This is a genomic window from Streptomyces sp. KPB2 (assembly GCF_003950055.1).
GTDB classification, from domain to species: domain Bacteria; phylum Actinomycetota; class Actinomycetes; order Streptomycetales; family Streptomycetaceae; genus Streptomyces; species Streptomyces salinarius.
In genome coordinates, this window is record NZ_CP034353.1 from 1,859,096 (window position 1) to 1,874,125 (window position 15,030).

Below are 15,030 nucleotides of genomic sequence, written 5' to 3' on the forward strand. Positions count from 1 at the left end.
CGATACCCTTGACAGGTGACCGACGCCCACGAAACCGCAGCAGACCGTCCACTGCGAACCACCGGAGGCGCCCCTCCGGACGACGCCGGATCTTCTGTGAGCCGGGCGCCGATCCCCTTGCTCGAACCACGCGAGGGCATTCCGCCGGTGATCGCCGACGCGGAGACCCTCGCCGAGGTGACCGCCGCCTTCGCCGCCGGGAGCGGCCCCGTCGCCGTCGACGCCGAGCGCGCCTCCGGGTACCGCTACGGGCAGCGCGCGTACCTGGTGCAGCTGCGCCGCGAGGGCGCGGGGACGGCGCTGATCGACCCGGTGGCCTGCCCCGACCTGTCCGGCCTCGGCGCGGCGATCGCCGACGCGGAGTGGGTGCTGCACGCGGCCACCCAGGACCTGCCGTGCCTGCGCGAAATAGGGATGGTGCCCACCCGCCTCTTCGACACCGAGCTGGCCGGGCGGCTGGCCGGATTCCCGCGCGTCGGCCTGGGCGCGATGGTGGAGAACGTCCTGGGCTTCGTCCTGGAGAAGGGCCACTCGGCCGTCGACTGGTCGACGCGCCCGCTGCCCGAGCCCTGGCTGCGCTACGCCGCGCTCGACGTGGAGCTGCTGGTCGACCTGCGGGACGCCCTGGAGAAGGAGCTGGACCGCCAGGGCAAGCTGGAGTGGGCCCGGCAGGAGTTCGACGCGATCGCGTCGGCCCCGCCGCCCGAGCCGCGCAAGGATCCGTGGCGCCGTACGTCCGGCATGCACAAGGTGCGCAGGCGCCGGCAGCTCGCCGTGGTGCGTGAGCTGTGGCAGGCCCGGGACCGGATCGCGCAGCGCCGGGACGTCTCCCCCGGCAAGGTGCTCGGCGACGCGGCCATCGTCGAGGCCGCGCTCGCCCTGCCGCCCAACGCACACGCGCTGGCCGCGCTGAACGGGTTCGGGCGGGTCAACCGCCGGCAGCTGGAACAGTGGCAGTCGTCGGTCGACCGGGCCAGGGCGCTGTCCGAGTCGCAGCTGCCGCAGCCCGGCCAGCCGGTGACCGGTCCCCCGCCGCCGCGGGCCTGGGCCGACAAGGACCCGGCGGCCGCGGCCCGGCTGACCGCGGCACGGGCCGGCGTGACGGCGCTGGCCGAGGTGCTGAACATGCCCCAGGAGAACCTGATCACGCCGGACACCGTGCGCCGGGTCTGCTGGCAGCCGCCCGCGACGATCGACGCCGAGTCGGTGAGCGCGGCCCTCGCCGGACACGGGGCCCGTCCCTGGCAGGTGGAGCAGGTGACACCGGTGCTGGTGGCGGCGCTGAGCGGGGAGGCCTCGTAGACGGCGCGACGGCGGATTCCGGCCGGATCCCGAAGCGGACGTCCGGACGGATCCCGAACCGGACACCAGGGCGGACGCCCTACCGGACGTCCGCCTGAGTGGTGCTCCGGTGGTGTGACGGACGGTGTGACCTTCGCCGCTCCCGCCGGGGGGACTGGGCAGCTACGTTACCCACAAGTAGCATGGGGCTGAGCGCGCGCTCAGTGCATGCGTGCCGCAGCAGTGCCATCCCGCACCCTGGAGGAGAGCCATCGTGCCTCGTACCGTCAGGGACGTCGTCTTCGTCGACGGCGTCCGCACCCCGTTCGGCAAGGCGGGCCCGAAGGGCATCTATCACGAGACCCGCGCCGACGACCTGGTCGTGAAGGCGATCCGGGAGCTGCTGCGCCGCAACCCCGGTCTCGACCCGAAGAAGATCGACGAGGTCGCCGTCGCCGCCACCACGCAGATCGGCGACCAGGGCCTCACCATCGGCCGCACCGCCGGCATCCTGGCGGGCCTGCCCACCTCGGTCCCTGGCTACTCCATCGACCGCATGTGCGCCGGCGCCCTGACCGCCGTCACCACGGTGGCCGGCTCCGTCGCCTTCGGCGCGTACGACGTCGCGATCGCGGGCGGTGTCGAGCACATGGGCCGCCACCCGATGGGCGAGGGCGTCGACCCGAACCCGCGGTTCGTCAGCGAGAAGCTGGTCGACGAGTCCGCCCTGTTCATGGGCATGACCGCGGAGAACCTGCACGACCGCTACCCGAGCATCACCAAGCAGCGCGCCGACGAGTACGCGGTGCGCTCGCAGGAGAAGGCCGCCAAGGCGTACGCCAACGGCCAGATCCAGGCCGACCTGGTGCCGATCTCGGTGCGCCGCACCAACGAGGAGGCCGGTGAGACGGGCTGGGGCCTGGTCACCGCCGACGAGCCGATGCGTCCGGGCACCACGCTGGAGAACCTGGCGGGCCTGAAGACGCCGTTCCGCGTGCACGGCCGGGTCACCGCGGGCAACGCGGCCGGTCTGAACGACGGTGCGACCGCCTCCCTCATCGCGAGCGAGGACTTCGCCCGCGAGAACGACCTGCCGGTCAAGATGCGCCTCGTCTCGTACTCCTTCGCGGGCGTCGAGCCGGAGGTCATGGGCTACGGCCCGATCCCGGCCACGGAGAAGGCGCTCGCGCAGGCGGGCCTGTCGATCTCCGACATCGGCCTGTTCGAGATCAACGAGGCCTTCGCCGTCCAGGTCCTCGCGTTCCTGGAGCACTACGGCATCGCCGACGACGACGCGCGCGTCAACCAGTACGGCGGCGCCATCGCCTTCGGCCACCCGCTGGCCTCCTCCGGCGTCCGCCTGATGACGCAGCTGGCCCGCCAGTTCGAGGAGCAGCCGAACGTCCGCTACGGCCTGACCACCATGTGCGTCGGCTTCGGCATGGGCGCGACGGTCATCTGGGAGAACCCGCACTTCGAGGGGGACAAGTGAGCACCACCGCAGAGCTGCTGAAGGGTGCGGCCGAGCTGTTCCCCGGCGAGGTCGTCACCAGCGCCCACGTGCGCCACTTCGACCTCCCCCTGGGAGCCGGGCGCTTCGCGCTCATCACCCTGGACAACGGCCACGACCACACCAAGCCGACCACGCTCGGCCCGCAGTCGCTGGCCAACATCGACGCCGCCCTCGACCAGGTCGAGAAGGAGGCCGCGGACGGCGACATCGTCGGCGTCGGCGTCACCGGCAAGCCGTTCATCTTCGCGGTCGGCGCCGACCTCAAGGGCGTCGAGCTGCTGAAGCGGCACGAGGACGCGCTGGCCATCGGCAAGGGCGGCCACGACGTCCTCAAGCGCCTGGCGAACCTCGCGGTGCCGTCCTTCGCGTACTACAACGGCGCGGCCATGGGCGGCGGCGTGGAGATCGGCCTGCACTGCACCTACCGCACGGTGTCGGCGGCCCTCCCGGCCTTCTCCCTCCCCGAGGTCTTCCTCGGCCTGGTCCCCGGCTGGGGCGGCTGCACGCTGCTGCCGAACCTGATCGGCGCCGAGAAGGCCGTCTCGGTCATCATCGAGAACAGCCTCAACCAGAACAAGCAGCTCAAGGGCAAGCAGGTCTTCGAGCTCGGCATCGCCGACGCGATCTTCGAAGGCGCCGACTTCCTGGAGCAGTCGCTGCTGTGGACGGCGTCCGTCCTCAAGGGCGAGATCACCGTCGAGCGTCCGCTGATCGACCGCGGCGAGGCCTGGGACCAGGCCGTCGCCAAGGGCCGCTTCATCGCCGACGGCAAGGTGCACGGCGCCGCCCCGGCCGCCTACCGCGCCCTGGACATCATCGCCACCGCCAAGAACGGCGACCTCCAGCGGGGCTACGACGCCGAGGACCAGGCCCTCGCCGACCTCATCATGGGCGGCGAACTGCGCTCCGGCATCTACGCCTTCAACCTGGTCCAGAAGCGCGGCAAGCGCCCGGCGGGCGCCCCCGACAAGTCGCTGGCCCGCCCGGTCACCAAGGTGGGCGTGGTCGGCGCCGGCCTGATGGCCAGCCAGCTGGCCCTGCTCTTCCTCCGCCGCCTGGAGGTCCCCGTCGTCCTCACGGACATCGACCAGGAGCGCGTCGACAAGGGTGTGGGCTACGTCCACGCCGAGATCGACAAGCTGCTCGGCAAGGGCCGTATCAACCAGGACAAGGCGAACCGCCTCAAGGCCCTGGTCACCGGTGTCCTGGACAAGGCCGAGGGCTTCGCGGACGCGGACTTCGTCATCGAGGCCGTGTTCGAGGAGATGGGCGTCAAGCAGAAGGTGTTCGCGGAGGTCGAGGCGGTCGCCCCGGCGCACGCGATCCTGGCCACGAACACCTCCTCCCTCTCCGTCTCGGAGATGGCGTCGAAGCTGAAGCACCCCGAGCGGGTCGTCGGCTTCCACTTCTTCAACCCGGTCGCGATCCTCCCCCTGCTGGAGATCGTCCGCGGCGAGCAGACCGACGAGGCCTCGCTGGCCACGGCGTTCGGCGTCGCCAAGAAACTGAAGAAGACCGCGGTCCTGGTCAAGGACGCCCCGGCGTTCGTCGTGAACCGCATCCTGACCCGCTTCATGGGCGAGATCCAGAACGTCATCGACGAGGGCACGCCGGTCGCGGTGGCGGAGAAGGCGGTGGAGCCCCTCGGCCTGCCGATGTCCCCGCTGGTCCTCCTGGAGCTGGTCGGCCCGGCCATCGGCCTGCACGTCTCGGAGACCCTCAACCGGGCCTTCCCCGAGCGCTTCACGGTCTCCCCGAACCTGAAGGCGGTCGTCGAGGCCGGCAAGCGCGGCTTCTACGTCTACGACAGCGGCAAGCCTGAGCTGGACCCGGAGGTCGCCGCGCTCCTCAAGCAGGGCGACACCGTCCTGACCGAGGACCAGGTCCGCGACCGCGTCCTGGACGCGGTGGCCCAGGAGATCGGCCTGATGCTCGACGAGGGCGTCGTCGCCGAGGCCCAGGACATCGACCTCTGCCTGATCACCGGCGCCGGCTGGCCCTTCCACCTGGGCGGCATCACGCCGTACCTGGACCGCGAGGGCGTCGCCGAGCGGGTGAACGGGAAGCGGTTCCTGGCGCAGGGCGTGGCCAGCGTTCCGGCGTAGGACCACCGCGCCGAACGAGGCGAGGGCCGTACGGGATGTTGCCGTACGGCCCTCGTCGCTTCCGCCTCCGCCCGGCTGGCGTCACTCCGGTCGCGGCCCCTCCTCGCCCCGCACGAACTCGCGCAGCCAGGCGCGGAAGTCCGGACCGAGGTCCTCACGCTCGCAGGCCAGCCGAACGACGGCACGCAAATAGTCGCCGCGATCCCCGGTGTCGTAGCGGCGGCCGCGGAAGACCACCGCGTGCACGGGACCACCGAGAGTCGGATCGAGGGCCAACTGCCGCAGGGCGTCGGTCAGCTGTATCTCACCGCCGCGGCCCGGCGGAGTCTTGCGCAGGATCTCGAAGATCTGCGGAGCGAGAACGTACCGCCCGATCACGGCGAGATTGCTGGGCGCGGTGCCCGGTTCGGGCTTCTCCACGAGATCGGTGACGGCCAATACGTCATCCGCCTCGTCGCCCAGGGGAGCCACGGCCGCGCATCCGTACAGGTGCGTCCGGTCCTCCTCGACCTCCATGAGCGCCACGACGCTACCGCCGCGCTGCTCCTGGACCTCCAGCATCCGGGCGAGCAGCGCGTCGCGCTCGTCGATGAGGTCGTCGCCGAGCAACACCGCGAACGGGGCGTCACCCACATGCGGTTCGGCGCAGAGGACGGCGTGGCCCAGGCCAAGCGGGTCGCCCTGGCGCACGTAGTGGACATCGGCCAGTTCGCTCGACTCACGCACCTGGCGCAGCTTGCCGAAGTCGCCCTTCAGCTCCAGCAGATGCTCCAGTTCGTAGGCACGGTCGAAGTGGTCCTCCAGCGCCCGCTTGTTGCGGCCGGTGACCATGAGCACGTCGTCGATACCACTACGCACGGCCTCCGCCACCACGTACTCGATGGCGGGTCGATCCACGACCGGGAGCATCTCCTTGGGAGTGGCCTTGGTCGCGGGCAGGAATCGGGTGCCAAGACCCGCGGCCGGGATGACGGCCTTGCGGGTGCGGCGGTGGTGCGTGGGCATGAACGTGTGCTCCATGGCGGGCGGTGGATGTGATGGAGCCCGGGCCGGGGCCCGGGGCTTCGGCAAGGGGTGTCAGTCCTTGTCGGGGCTGACGGTGAAGGACAGCTCGTTGCCGGGCGTGAAGAAGACCCTTCCGCGCGCCGGGCCCTGGGTCGGGTGGTGCCAGTGCTGCGTGGGGTAGACGTCGATGTGCTTGCGCTCCAGGATGTCGTCGAAGAAGCGCGCCAGCCGGATGCGCGGCAGACCGGGTTCACGCTCCAGCCACAGATCCCAGTCGTCGTGGCCGCCCGACGAGGCGGCGACCACCCCGGCGAACGGCAGATGCGCCTCGAAGGTGCCGTCGTGCCCCACGGACACCGAGCCCGACACGGTGGACGCCGCACTCCCCTTGCGGGGCACGGCCCCCAGCCGGAGCCCGGAGAGGCTGGTGCCCGGCGGGACGACCAGGCCGCCGCGCACGAGCCAGCCGTCCTGCCCCACCAGCACGGCATGCACCTCGGCATGCTCCACGCGGTGACGCACGAAGACGGACAGATGGCCGTCGGCGGTGCGGTAGGGCACGGGCCAGTACGCTGGGCCTCCCGCCGGAATCCGGCGGATCAGCAGACCACCCGTGTGGACGCCCTCCACGGCGAGCGGCAGACGCCGGCCGTCGTGCAGTTCCAAGTCGATGTCATAGCGCCCCTCGGCGAGGGCCGGTGGGTCGGCGGGGACCGCGTACACCGACCGCAGCGTGCCCGTCGCCTCGTCCACCGACGTCCCGAGGGCGGGCAGCCTGAACAGGGTCTCGCCCCTGCGCGGGGTGACGCACAGCACGGGCGGCTCGGTGCCGGGGCTCAGCGCCGCACGAACCTCGATGGCGCCGTCGCCGCGCACCAGTACTTCCGCCGGGACACCGCCCGGGGCGACGGACGGGGCGGAGGCGGCGTGCTCCTTCGGTACGGAGGCGGCCACGTCCCGCAGGAACGCGTCGTACCGGGAGGCGATGCGCTCGGCGCTGTAGAGCGGGGCCGTGGCGTAGGCGCCCTGGGACAGGGTCTCCCGCACTGCCGGCTGCTCGATGAGGTAGCGCATCGCCTGGGCCATGGCGTCCTCGTCGTCGATCGGCACCAGAATGCCGTTGGTGCCCGGCACGACGATCTCGCCCGGGCCGAAGGGCGCGTCGGCAGCGAGAACCGGGAGCCCGTGGTGCATGGCCTCCACCAGGGTCAGGCCGAAGGACTCGCGGCGGGCCGCGCTCACCGCGAACGCGGCCTTGTCCCACTCGGCCGTGAGGTCGGGCAGCGCGCCCATGAGGCGGACGGCGTCGCTGAGCCCATGCGCGTGCACGAGGTCCTGCAGCCGTGCGCGCTCGGGCCCGCGGCCGAAAATGCGCAGCCGCCACTGCGGGTGGTGCGGCACGACCTGGGCGAACGCCTTGATCAGCGTGCCAAAGCCCTTGCGTGGCACGAGCTGTCCCGCGGCGGCGATCAGCGGCAGGCCACGCACCGGGCTGTGCCGGGCCGGCGGTGGCACGATGTTGCCGATGGCGGCGAGTGGGGGTGCCTGGTCGCCCAGCTGGCGCTGGTAGTTGTTCGCGTCGGCCTGAGTGAGGCAGACGACGCCGTCCATCTCGCGGTAGAGCTCCAGGGTGCGCTCGCGCAACTCCTGAGAGGGCACCATCGAGCCCTCGTGGTCGATGACCACGCGCCCGTAGCCGTGCCGTCCATGGGCCATGAAGTAGGCGGCGAACGTCGGCCGGGCAGCGATCACGACATCGGCACCGCAACTGCCGAGGTGACCGATGATCAGGTCGTCGACCTCCTGGGTGTATTCGTCGACCCAGCTGTCCTCGCGCGGCATGATCCGGGACGGTTTGCCGCGCTTGGCCTCCGCCGCTCCTTTCCGCCGGTCGGCCAGGTAGCGCAGGGTCACGCCGCTGGACGGCGGGAAGGACGGCCGGTCCGCCGTGCGGAAGACCGAGACGACCTCCACCTCGTGGTGGTCCGCCAGCGCGGAGGCCAGGCTGCTGGTCGCCCGCGGCACCCCGCCGAAGTTGTCGATCGTATGAAGCAGGAAGGAGATCCGCACGAGTGTCCTTTGGGATTCTCTGGGTCCGTGAGGAGCCGCTGTCAGGGATGCTCGGTCACCACGAGCGAGAGTTCGTTGTCCGCCGTGAAGTAGGGGCGCAGTCCGACGACGGCACGGTCGACGTCGGGGCCGAACAGCCCGGTCGGCTCCTCCCGCACCAGCTCCGGGAAGCGTTGGACGTCGCGCCTCACCACCTGGTCGTCGGCGATGCGCGCCACCCTGACCGGCTCGCCGCCGCCGCTGTCGGCGAGCAGCACGTCCCAGTTCTCGCGCATGAGCAGCCGGGCCCTCATGGCCTCGTCCATGTTCAGCTCCGCGCCGAACCAGCCGCTTTCGAAGCGCACCCGGCCGGCTGCCAGGGTGCGGGCGGGCTCCTGACGCCGGCGCAGCAGCAGCATCAGCTCGCCGCCGAGCTGCCACTCCCCGTGCAGCCAGCCCGTCAACCACAGGCTCGTGTCGCTGTAGTCGACGGTCACCAGCTCCGCGTGGCTCGGACGGGACCAGACACGCAGCCGGAAATAGCCGCCCTCGGTCGCGTACGGCAGCACCCAGTGGAAGTGGTTGAGGTCGCTCAGGTGTCCGATGTCGCGTGCCCCGCCGAGCGTGCACCGCCCGTAGCGCAGGCGCCTCTCCTTGTCCCTGCCGTCCACCACGTAGACATCGGCGCGGCCCTCGCCCAGTACGGCGAGCGCGCGAGCATCGATCCGGGCCCGGCTCCCGCCGCCCTCGACGGCGAAGTCGACGACTCCCGTGCGGCCTTTGCCCGCCTCCTTGACGCGAACGCTCCGGGCACCGGACACACCGCTCAGGGCGATCTCCCATGCCCCGTCCGGCAGCACTCGGCAGTCAGCGGTGGGGACGGTACGGGCTTCGGCGGGCGCGTCGCCGCCGGTGCGCCGCCGTCCGCGGCCCCAGCGGCCGCGCACCCCGGCCTTCACCGCTCCGAACAGTTCCTCGTACGCGTCGCCCACCTGCTCCGTGCCCGCGGACTGTGCGATCCGCAGGGCCTGGGCCCGGTGCGCGGAACGCAGGCTCCCGTCCGCCATGTAGCGCTCCAGGGCGCGGGCCGTGGCATGGACGTCACCGACCGGCACCAGCAGCCCGCCCTGGCCCTCGGACAACACCTCCGGGGCTCCGAAGGGCGCCTCCGTGGCGACCACGGGGGTGGCCTGGGCCAGCGCCTCGACCACCGGGCGGGCACTGTCCTGGCGCTCCGCGGTCACCAGGGCGACATCGGCGTCGTAGTAGTCCTCTTCGCCGACTTCCCGGTCGAACAGCAGCACATGGTCGTGGAGTCCCAGCGCGGTGACGAGGTCGCGGGTCTCGCGGCGCAGCGGCCCGGTGCCGACCACCCTCAGCTGCCAGCCCGGTTGAGTCGCCCGGGTCTGGGCGAACGCGTGCAGCGCCACTTCGACGCGCCGGTGCGAGACCAGCCGGCCGGCGCTGATCACCACACCCGTCGTCGGTTTGTCCGGGCTCTCGGCGAGCAGCATCGGCTCGGGGATCTGGCGCACCTCGACACCGGCGGCACGCAGCGCTTCGTACTCGGGGGCGGCGGCGTCGGCCCGGGTGAGCGGGACGACCGCGTCCAGTTCGCTGTAGAGCTCCGCCCAGCGGGCGCGCACCGATTCCGGGAGCCGCTCGACGGGTGCCGGCTGGCGGGCGATGCGCCGCGCGTGGGGAACGCGGCACTGGGCCAGGGCCGCGCCGAGCGCGGAGCTCAGGGCGACCACCACGTCGGCGCCGCTCGCGGACAAGTGCGTGCGGAGCCTCTCGTCGTCGGCGCGATTGTACCGCCGGAACTCGGGGTCGCCGGCGATGACGAGCTGGGAGGTCTCGTCGTCGTCCCGGTCGCCGGCCGCGACGGAGGGAGCCAGGGCCAGGACGTCGACCTCGGCCGGGAGCCGCAGCGCCGGGTGCGGTTCCGCGGCGCCCCGCACGGTGACGACGGTCACCTGGTGCCTGGCGACCAAGGACTGGGCGAGCCGGGCGGCCGCCCGCGCGCCGATGGAATCGGTGGCCAGGGTGTGAACCAGTATCTCGATGTTCATGGTTCAGGCCGCCGTCTTCTCGTACGGGCTCGGCACCGGGTAGAAGGCCTCCAGGAACCGGTGGAGCACCTGGCTCTGGTGCTCGATCTCGGCGGGGTCGCTCGCGGAGTCGTTCAGGCAGAAGGTGTCCCGGTCCCGGCGCAGCAGCAGCAGTTCCAGCTTGTGCTCCAGCTCGGGGTCGTCCAGCGCGAAGTAGCCGTAGCGGAGGTCGCCGGGCAGGCTGCACCCGGAGTAGTAGCTGTAGTAGTGGTGCAGCGAGGACGCGATGGACAGGTCCGAGATGCTCCGCACGGGGCTGGCGGAGGTGCGCCGGTGCTCTTCGGGGAAGTCCCGTTCGATGGCCGCGAGGATGTCCCGGTTGAGCGCGTACGGCACGTGCTTCATCTTCTGCACGAGCGTCCGGCCGAACCGCTGCTGGATGAGCCGGCGGTTGTTCTTCGCGGCGACCGAGGTGGGCACCTCGTCGGGCTCCGGCTCGCCGTAGGGGACCTGTGCCGGGGACGGGAAGAACTTGGCGATGCCGTTCGGGTGGAAGAACGCCGAGGGCGTGAGGGGCCGGCCGATGAACATGTCGTCGTTGAAGTAGACGAAGTGGCGCGACAGTCCCGGGATGTGGTGCAGCCTGGACTCGATCGCGTGGCTGTTGAAGGTCGGCAGGTGGGAGGGGTCGTCGAAGATCTCCCGGTGGTCCACCACGCGGGCCCTGCCGTCGCCGGCGGCCCACCAGTGCGGGGTCTGCTGGTCGGTGACGATGTAGATGTTCCGCACCCAGGGCATGAACATGCGCACGGAGCGGAGGCTGTACTTCAGCTCGTCACGGGAGACATAGCGGGCCAGGCTTGCCGCCTCCGCGTGGAAGACCTCACCACGGCTCTCGGCGCGGCGCCGTTGCCAGGCCGGGTCGTCGCCGTCCACCCAGGTGTACACGACGTCGATGGGGAAGGGGTGCTCGTCGGGGAACGGGATGTCCAGTTCGGGACGGGTACGTGTCGGGCGCAGTTGCGGCACCCCGGCCCCGTGGGCCCGCCCCACGAGCCTGGTCATCTGCTCCCCGGGAACGAGGAGCTGCTGGTGGCCGAGGAAGACGTGCTCGCTGGCGCGGTTGCGGCGGGGTGCGACGAGGCGGTCGACTCCGTGGCCGGGCGCACTCTCCGCGGGCTCCCAGAACTCGACGTCGCAGCCCGCGTCGGCACCGTATGTCAGACGTCCTTCCTGCGTGGTGCGGAACCAGAAGGCGCGCACGACGGACAGGCCGTTCGCCCGCTCCCAGGTCTTTGCCGACGATCCGTCCCATGCTCCGTCGCCGGGGGCCATCCCGGCCTTGGGGCGGGCGATGTAGCCCCTGCTGCCGGACAGGCCGGCGCGCAGCGCCGCCAGGGCCTGCGGGCGCTGACGCGCGTCGACCCCGACCGCGGAGGCGGTGTCGTCGAGGCCCGGCACCGCGAACCAGTCGACGTGCGCGGCTTCCAGGGCGCGACGGACTTCCACGTTGTTCAGCTCACGTGCGGCAAGCGGCGTGAGACGGTCGTGCACCAACGCCACCCGCTTGTGCATGTCCACGACGACCTGGCGCTCCGTACGGCTCCTGCGCGGTTGCGTCGACGTGGGCTCCGGGCGAGAGCCGGCGCCCATGAAGGCCTCGCCACCCCTTTCTCGGCTGGAGGTGTCAAACACGCGGTTCACTTTCGTTACGGGATGGGTGCTGCGACAGGAGGAACGTTTCACTCACCGTTTGATCTCGGCCTTCCGCGACCCGCTCGAACGGGTCACGTGGCGGTACGCGTCCGAGCCCACCCGCTCGAAGCGGCTGGGAACGGGGAAGTACGCATCGAGGAACGTCCTGACCATGCGCTCCTGCGCGTCGGGGTCCGGGTGCACCACCGTGTCGTTCAGGCAGAAGGTGTCGAAGTTCCGGCGCGCGAGCAGGGTGTCCAGACGTCGCTGGGCGAGTTCCGCGGCGAGGTCGATGTAGACGTAGCGCAGTTTGCCGGTGGTCGCGCGGCCGGTGTGGAAGCCGTAGTAGTGGTGCAGGGACGAGGTGATGGGGACGTCGTCGGGTGATCTGAAGCGGGAGTGCTGGGTGCGGCGGTGCTCGGCCGCGTACACCAGCTCGATGTCCGCGAGGACGCTGCGCCGCAGCGGGTGCGGGGTGTGCTTCATCTTCTGCGCGACACGAGTACCGAAGGACCGCTCGATCAGCGCCCGGCTGTTCTTGCCGGCGGCGTCCACCGGCAGGTCGTCGGGGCTCGTCGGACCACTCGGTACGAGCGCCTTGGACTGGAAGAACTTGCTCAGCCCGTTGGCGTGGAAGAAGTGGCCCGCGGTGAGCGGACGGCCGAAGAACACGTCGTCGTTGAGGTAGAGGAAATGCTCCGACAGGCCTTCGATGTGGTGCAGCTGGCTTTCGATGGCGTGCGAGTTGAAGGTCGGCAGGGCAGCGGGGTCGGTGAAGATCTCCCGGTGGTCGACCACCTTCAGGCCCGGGACCTCGGTGTCGAGCCAGGCGGGAACCTGTCCGGCTGTGACCAGGTGGATGGTGCGCACCCAGGGCGCGTACTGGTGCAGGGAGCGCAGGGAGTAGCGCAGCTCGTCACGGCTGGTGAAGCGGGCGTCGTTGGCGGCCTGGGAGTGCAGCCGCGGCGCGGGGACGCCCAGCCGCCCCGACCGGGCGGCGTCTCGTTCGGCTGCCCAGACGGGGTCGGAGTCGTCGACCCAGGTGTAGACGACGTCGATGGGGAAGAGGTGGTCCTCGGGCAGCGGCTGGGTGAACTCGGGCAGCGTGCGGGTGAGTCCCGTGGCGTAGGCGCCGGGTATGAGACTGAACAGGGCCTGCGGTGCCTCGACCCGCTCTCCGACGTCGACGAAGTTCGAGACCACACTGTTGGGGCGGGGGGCGGTGAGACGCCCGCCGACTTCCTTCCAGAACTCGAGGTCACAGCCGAAGTCGGCCCCGAAGACCAACGCCTGGGTGCGGTCGGTGACGTACCAGGCGACACGGAGCACGTCGTGCCGGCGCAGCCGGTTCCAGCTGCGCTGCTCGTCGCCGGCCTGCATGGCTCCGTCGCCGCCCGCGACGGGTCCCGCGTAGCCGGGCGCCGCCTCGAACACGGCCCGCAGCACCGCCTCCGCCTCGTCGCGCAGAGCGGCCGGCACGGCGACGGCGGGCAGGTCGCGTCCGGCGCTGCGGATGCTGAAGTGGTCGATGCCCCCGGCTTCCAGCGCGGTGACGAGGAGGTGGAGGTTACGGGCACGAGCCGCCCAGGCGGTGGCACCGTCCACGAGCTGGGCGCGCACGTGCCGGTTGCCGACCTTGACGACCCGGACGCTGTGACCGTCACCGTGGCGCGGTGGGTTGCGACGACCGCCCATGGCCCAGACGACCGCGGCGGAGCGGACCGCGTCGACGCTGGACAGCGACTGCTTGACGGCGGAGCGCAGCGGGGTGGGGACCTTGCGGGCGATGCCGCGCCGGGCAGTCGTCGGCACGATCGCCCGGTACGCGGACACGAGAGATCCAGACTCCGGATTGCCGGAACCGACCACGAGGCACTCACCATCCATGCCGCTACCGGTCCCGCGCCGACGCCACGGAGAGGCAGCGCCGCCTTCCGATCGTCGAGCGAAGACAGACCGTACGCTGCCTATTTATCCGTTCTGTTCGACTCACGACACAACCCGTGGACGCATCGAACATGCGCACGGGTTGACCGAGTCACAGAACCTTCACATAAATGGCCCCTAAAAGTCCAGGCGTGAAATATCGCGCAACGTGATGGTGTACGTGAACAATCCCACGCCGCCCGCGTACAACCTTTTGCGGCCTTCCGGTACTGACCGCGATGGCGCGGGGACGGTGCCCCAATGCCTGGTCGGCCTGCATATAGTGCTCCGTCATGAGTGACCCCACTCCCGACTCCAGCATCCGCGCCGGCCGCCGAAGAGCCTCCCGCAGCGGCCGCCGACAGCGCACCCGTCGTTCACGGGTCGTCCGCATCCTCCTCGGTACCTTCATAGTTCTGCTGCTCGCCGCGGGCGGCACGGCCTACTGGCTGTACAGCAGCCTGAACGGAAACATCGAGGGCGTCGACCTCGACAAGGCGATCGGCGACGACCGGCCGCAGAAGCTCCCCACGTCCGGGCAGAACATACTGATTCTGGGCTCGGACTCACGAGCCGGGGCCAACGCGGAGCTGAATACCGGCAAGGTCGCCGGCGCCCGCTCCGACACCGCTCTGGTGATGCACATACCCGAGGGCCGCACCCGGGCCGTCGCCATCAGCATCCCTCGCGACACCCTGGTCACCCGGCCCGCCTGCAGCAAGTCCGACGGCAGCGAGGTGGCCTCGGCGAAGCGCGTGATGTTCAACTCCATCTACTCGCAGGTCGGTCCGGCCTGTGTGGTCAAGACGGTGGAGCAGATGTCCGGCGTCCGCATGGACCACTACATGGAGATCGACTTCGCCGGCTTCAAGGGCCTGGTGGACGCGATCGGCGGGGTGACCGTCACCGTCGACCAGGACATCAAGGACTCCTCCAGCGGCCTCGACCTGACCGCCGGCACCCACCGGCTCGACGGCACCCAGTCCCTGCAGTTCGTCCGTACCCGGCACGGCATCGGTGACGGCAGCGACCTCGGGCGCATCGGCCTTCAGCAGCAGTTCATGATCGATCTGCTGTCCGAGATCAAGAAGCAGGATCTGCTCGGCAGCCCCACCAAGACCTACAAGATCGCCGACGAGCTCACCTCCGCCCTCACCACCGACTCCGAACTCGCCTCGCTCACCAAACTCGCGGACTTCGGCCGCAGCCTCAACGGAGTCGACCCGGCCACCATGGAGACGATCATGCTTCCGGTGGCGTACGACAAGATCGACCCGAACCGGGTGGTGGCCGCCGAACCGCAGGCGTCGACCCTGTGGAAGGCGATCCGCAGCGACTCGGAGATCCCCGAGTCGGCCAAGAAGTCCCCCGCCACGGGAGGCACGAAGAACTGAACCGGACAGTG

9 protein-coding genes are annotated in these 15,030 nt (G+C 70.8%); 4 read left to right on the plus strand and 5 right to left on the minus strand.

Annotation, left to right across the window (positions count from 1 at the left end; all coding sequences use genetic code 11):
- The first annotated feature begins 15 nt into the window (after positions 1 to 15).
- The 3 genes from D1J63_RS08010 to D1J63_RS08020 all read left to right on the plus strand — a co-directional run bounded on the left by D1J63_RS08010 (position 16) and on the right by D1J63_RS08020 (position 4,899).
- The gene (locus D1J63_RS08010) at positions 16 to 1,302 is read left to right on the plus strand and encodes a ribonuclease D (protein WP_164712762.1); all 1,287 of its coding nucleotides are present in this window, start codon (positions 16 to 18) and stop codon (positions 1,300 to 1,302) included.
- Between the two features lie 253 nt (positions 1,303 to 1,555).
- The gene (locus D1J63_RS08015; RefSeq protein WP_125628352.1) at positions 1,556 to 2,773 is read left to right on the plus strand and encodes an acetyl-CoA C-acyltransferase; all 1,218 of its coding nucleotides are present in this window, start codon (positions 1,556 to 1,558) and stop codon (positions 2,771 to 2,773) included.
- Entirely contained in the window at positions 2,770 to 4,899 is a 2,130-nt protein-coding gene (locus D1J63_RS08020; protein ID WP_125628353.1) for a 3-hydroxyacyl-CoA dehydrogenase NAD-binding domain-containing protein, read from the plus strand. The genes D1J63_RS08015 and D1J63_RS08020 overlap by 4 nt, the downstream gene beginning before the upstream one ends.
- Before the next feature lie 81 nt (positions 4,900 to 4,980).
- Here D1J63_RS08020 and galU read toward each other — a convergent pair whose 3' ends face one another.
- The 5 genes from galU to D1J63_RS08045 all read right to left on the minus strand — a co-directional run bounded on the left by galU (position 4,981) and on the right by D1J63_RS08045 (position 13,568).
- The gene (gene galU / locus D1J63_RS08025; protein ID WP_125628354.1) at positions 4,981 to 5,904 is read right to left on the minus strand and encodes a UTP--glucose-1-phosphate uridylyltransferase GalU; all 924 of its coding nucleotides are present in this window, start codon (positions 5,902 to 5,904) and stop codon (positions 4,981 to 4,983) included.
- A 72-nt stretch (positions 5,905 to 5,976) separates the two neighbouring features.
- On the minus strand, positions 5,977 to 7,974 hold the full coding sequence (locus tag D1J63_RS08030) for a glycosyltransferase (RefSeq protein WP_125628355.1): 1,998 nt from the start codon (positions 7,972 to 7,974) through the stop codon (positions 5,977 to 5,979).
- A 41-nt stretch (positions 7,975 to 8,015) separates the two neighbouring features.
- Positions 8,016 to 10,025 (minus strand): glycosyltransferase, encoded by a 2,010-nt coding sequence (locus D1J63_RS08035; protein WP_125628356.1) that lies wholly within the window; start codon positions 10,023 to 10,025, stop codon positions 8,016 to 8,018.
- Between the two features lie 3 nt (positions 10,026 to 10,028).
- Positions 10,029 to 11,699: a stealth family protein gene (locus D1J63_RS08040; RefSeq protein ID WP_125628357.1), complete on the minus strand. Its 1,671-nt coding sequence runs from the start codon at positions 11,697 to 11,699 to the stop codon at positions 10,029 to 10,031.
- A 51-nt stretch (positions 11,700 to 11,750) separates the two neighbouring features.
- Entirely contained in the window at positions 11,751 to 13,568 is a 1,818-nt protein-coding gene (locus D1J63_RS08045; RefSeq protein WP_241235687.1) for a stealth family protein, read from the minus strand.
- Positions 13,569 to 13,918: 350 nt separating this feature from the next.
- On the opposite strand from D1J63_RS08045, the gene D1J63_RS08050 reads away from it, so the two are divergent.
- Positions 13,919 to 15,019, plus strand: a complete 1,101-nt coding sequence (locus tag D1J63_RS08050) for an LCP family protein (protein WP_125628358.1) — start codon at positions 13,919 to 13,921, stop codon at positions 15,017 to 15,019.
- The last annotated feature ends 11 nt before the right edge of the window (positions 15,020 to 15,030 follow it).

Coding starts and splice junctions, on each gene's coding strand:
- D1J63_RS08050 (WP_125628358.1), top strand. CDS start 13,919: ATGAGTGACCCCACTCCCGACTCCAGCATCCGCGCCGGCCGCCGAAGA.
- D1J63_RS08035 (WP_125628356.1), bottom strand. CDS start 10,025: ATGAACATCGAGATACTGGTTCACACCCTGGCCACCGATTCCATCGGC.
- galU (WP_125628354.1), bottom strand. CDS start 5,904: ATGCCCACGCACCACCGCCGCACCCGCAAGGCCGTCATCCCGGCCGCG.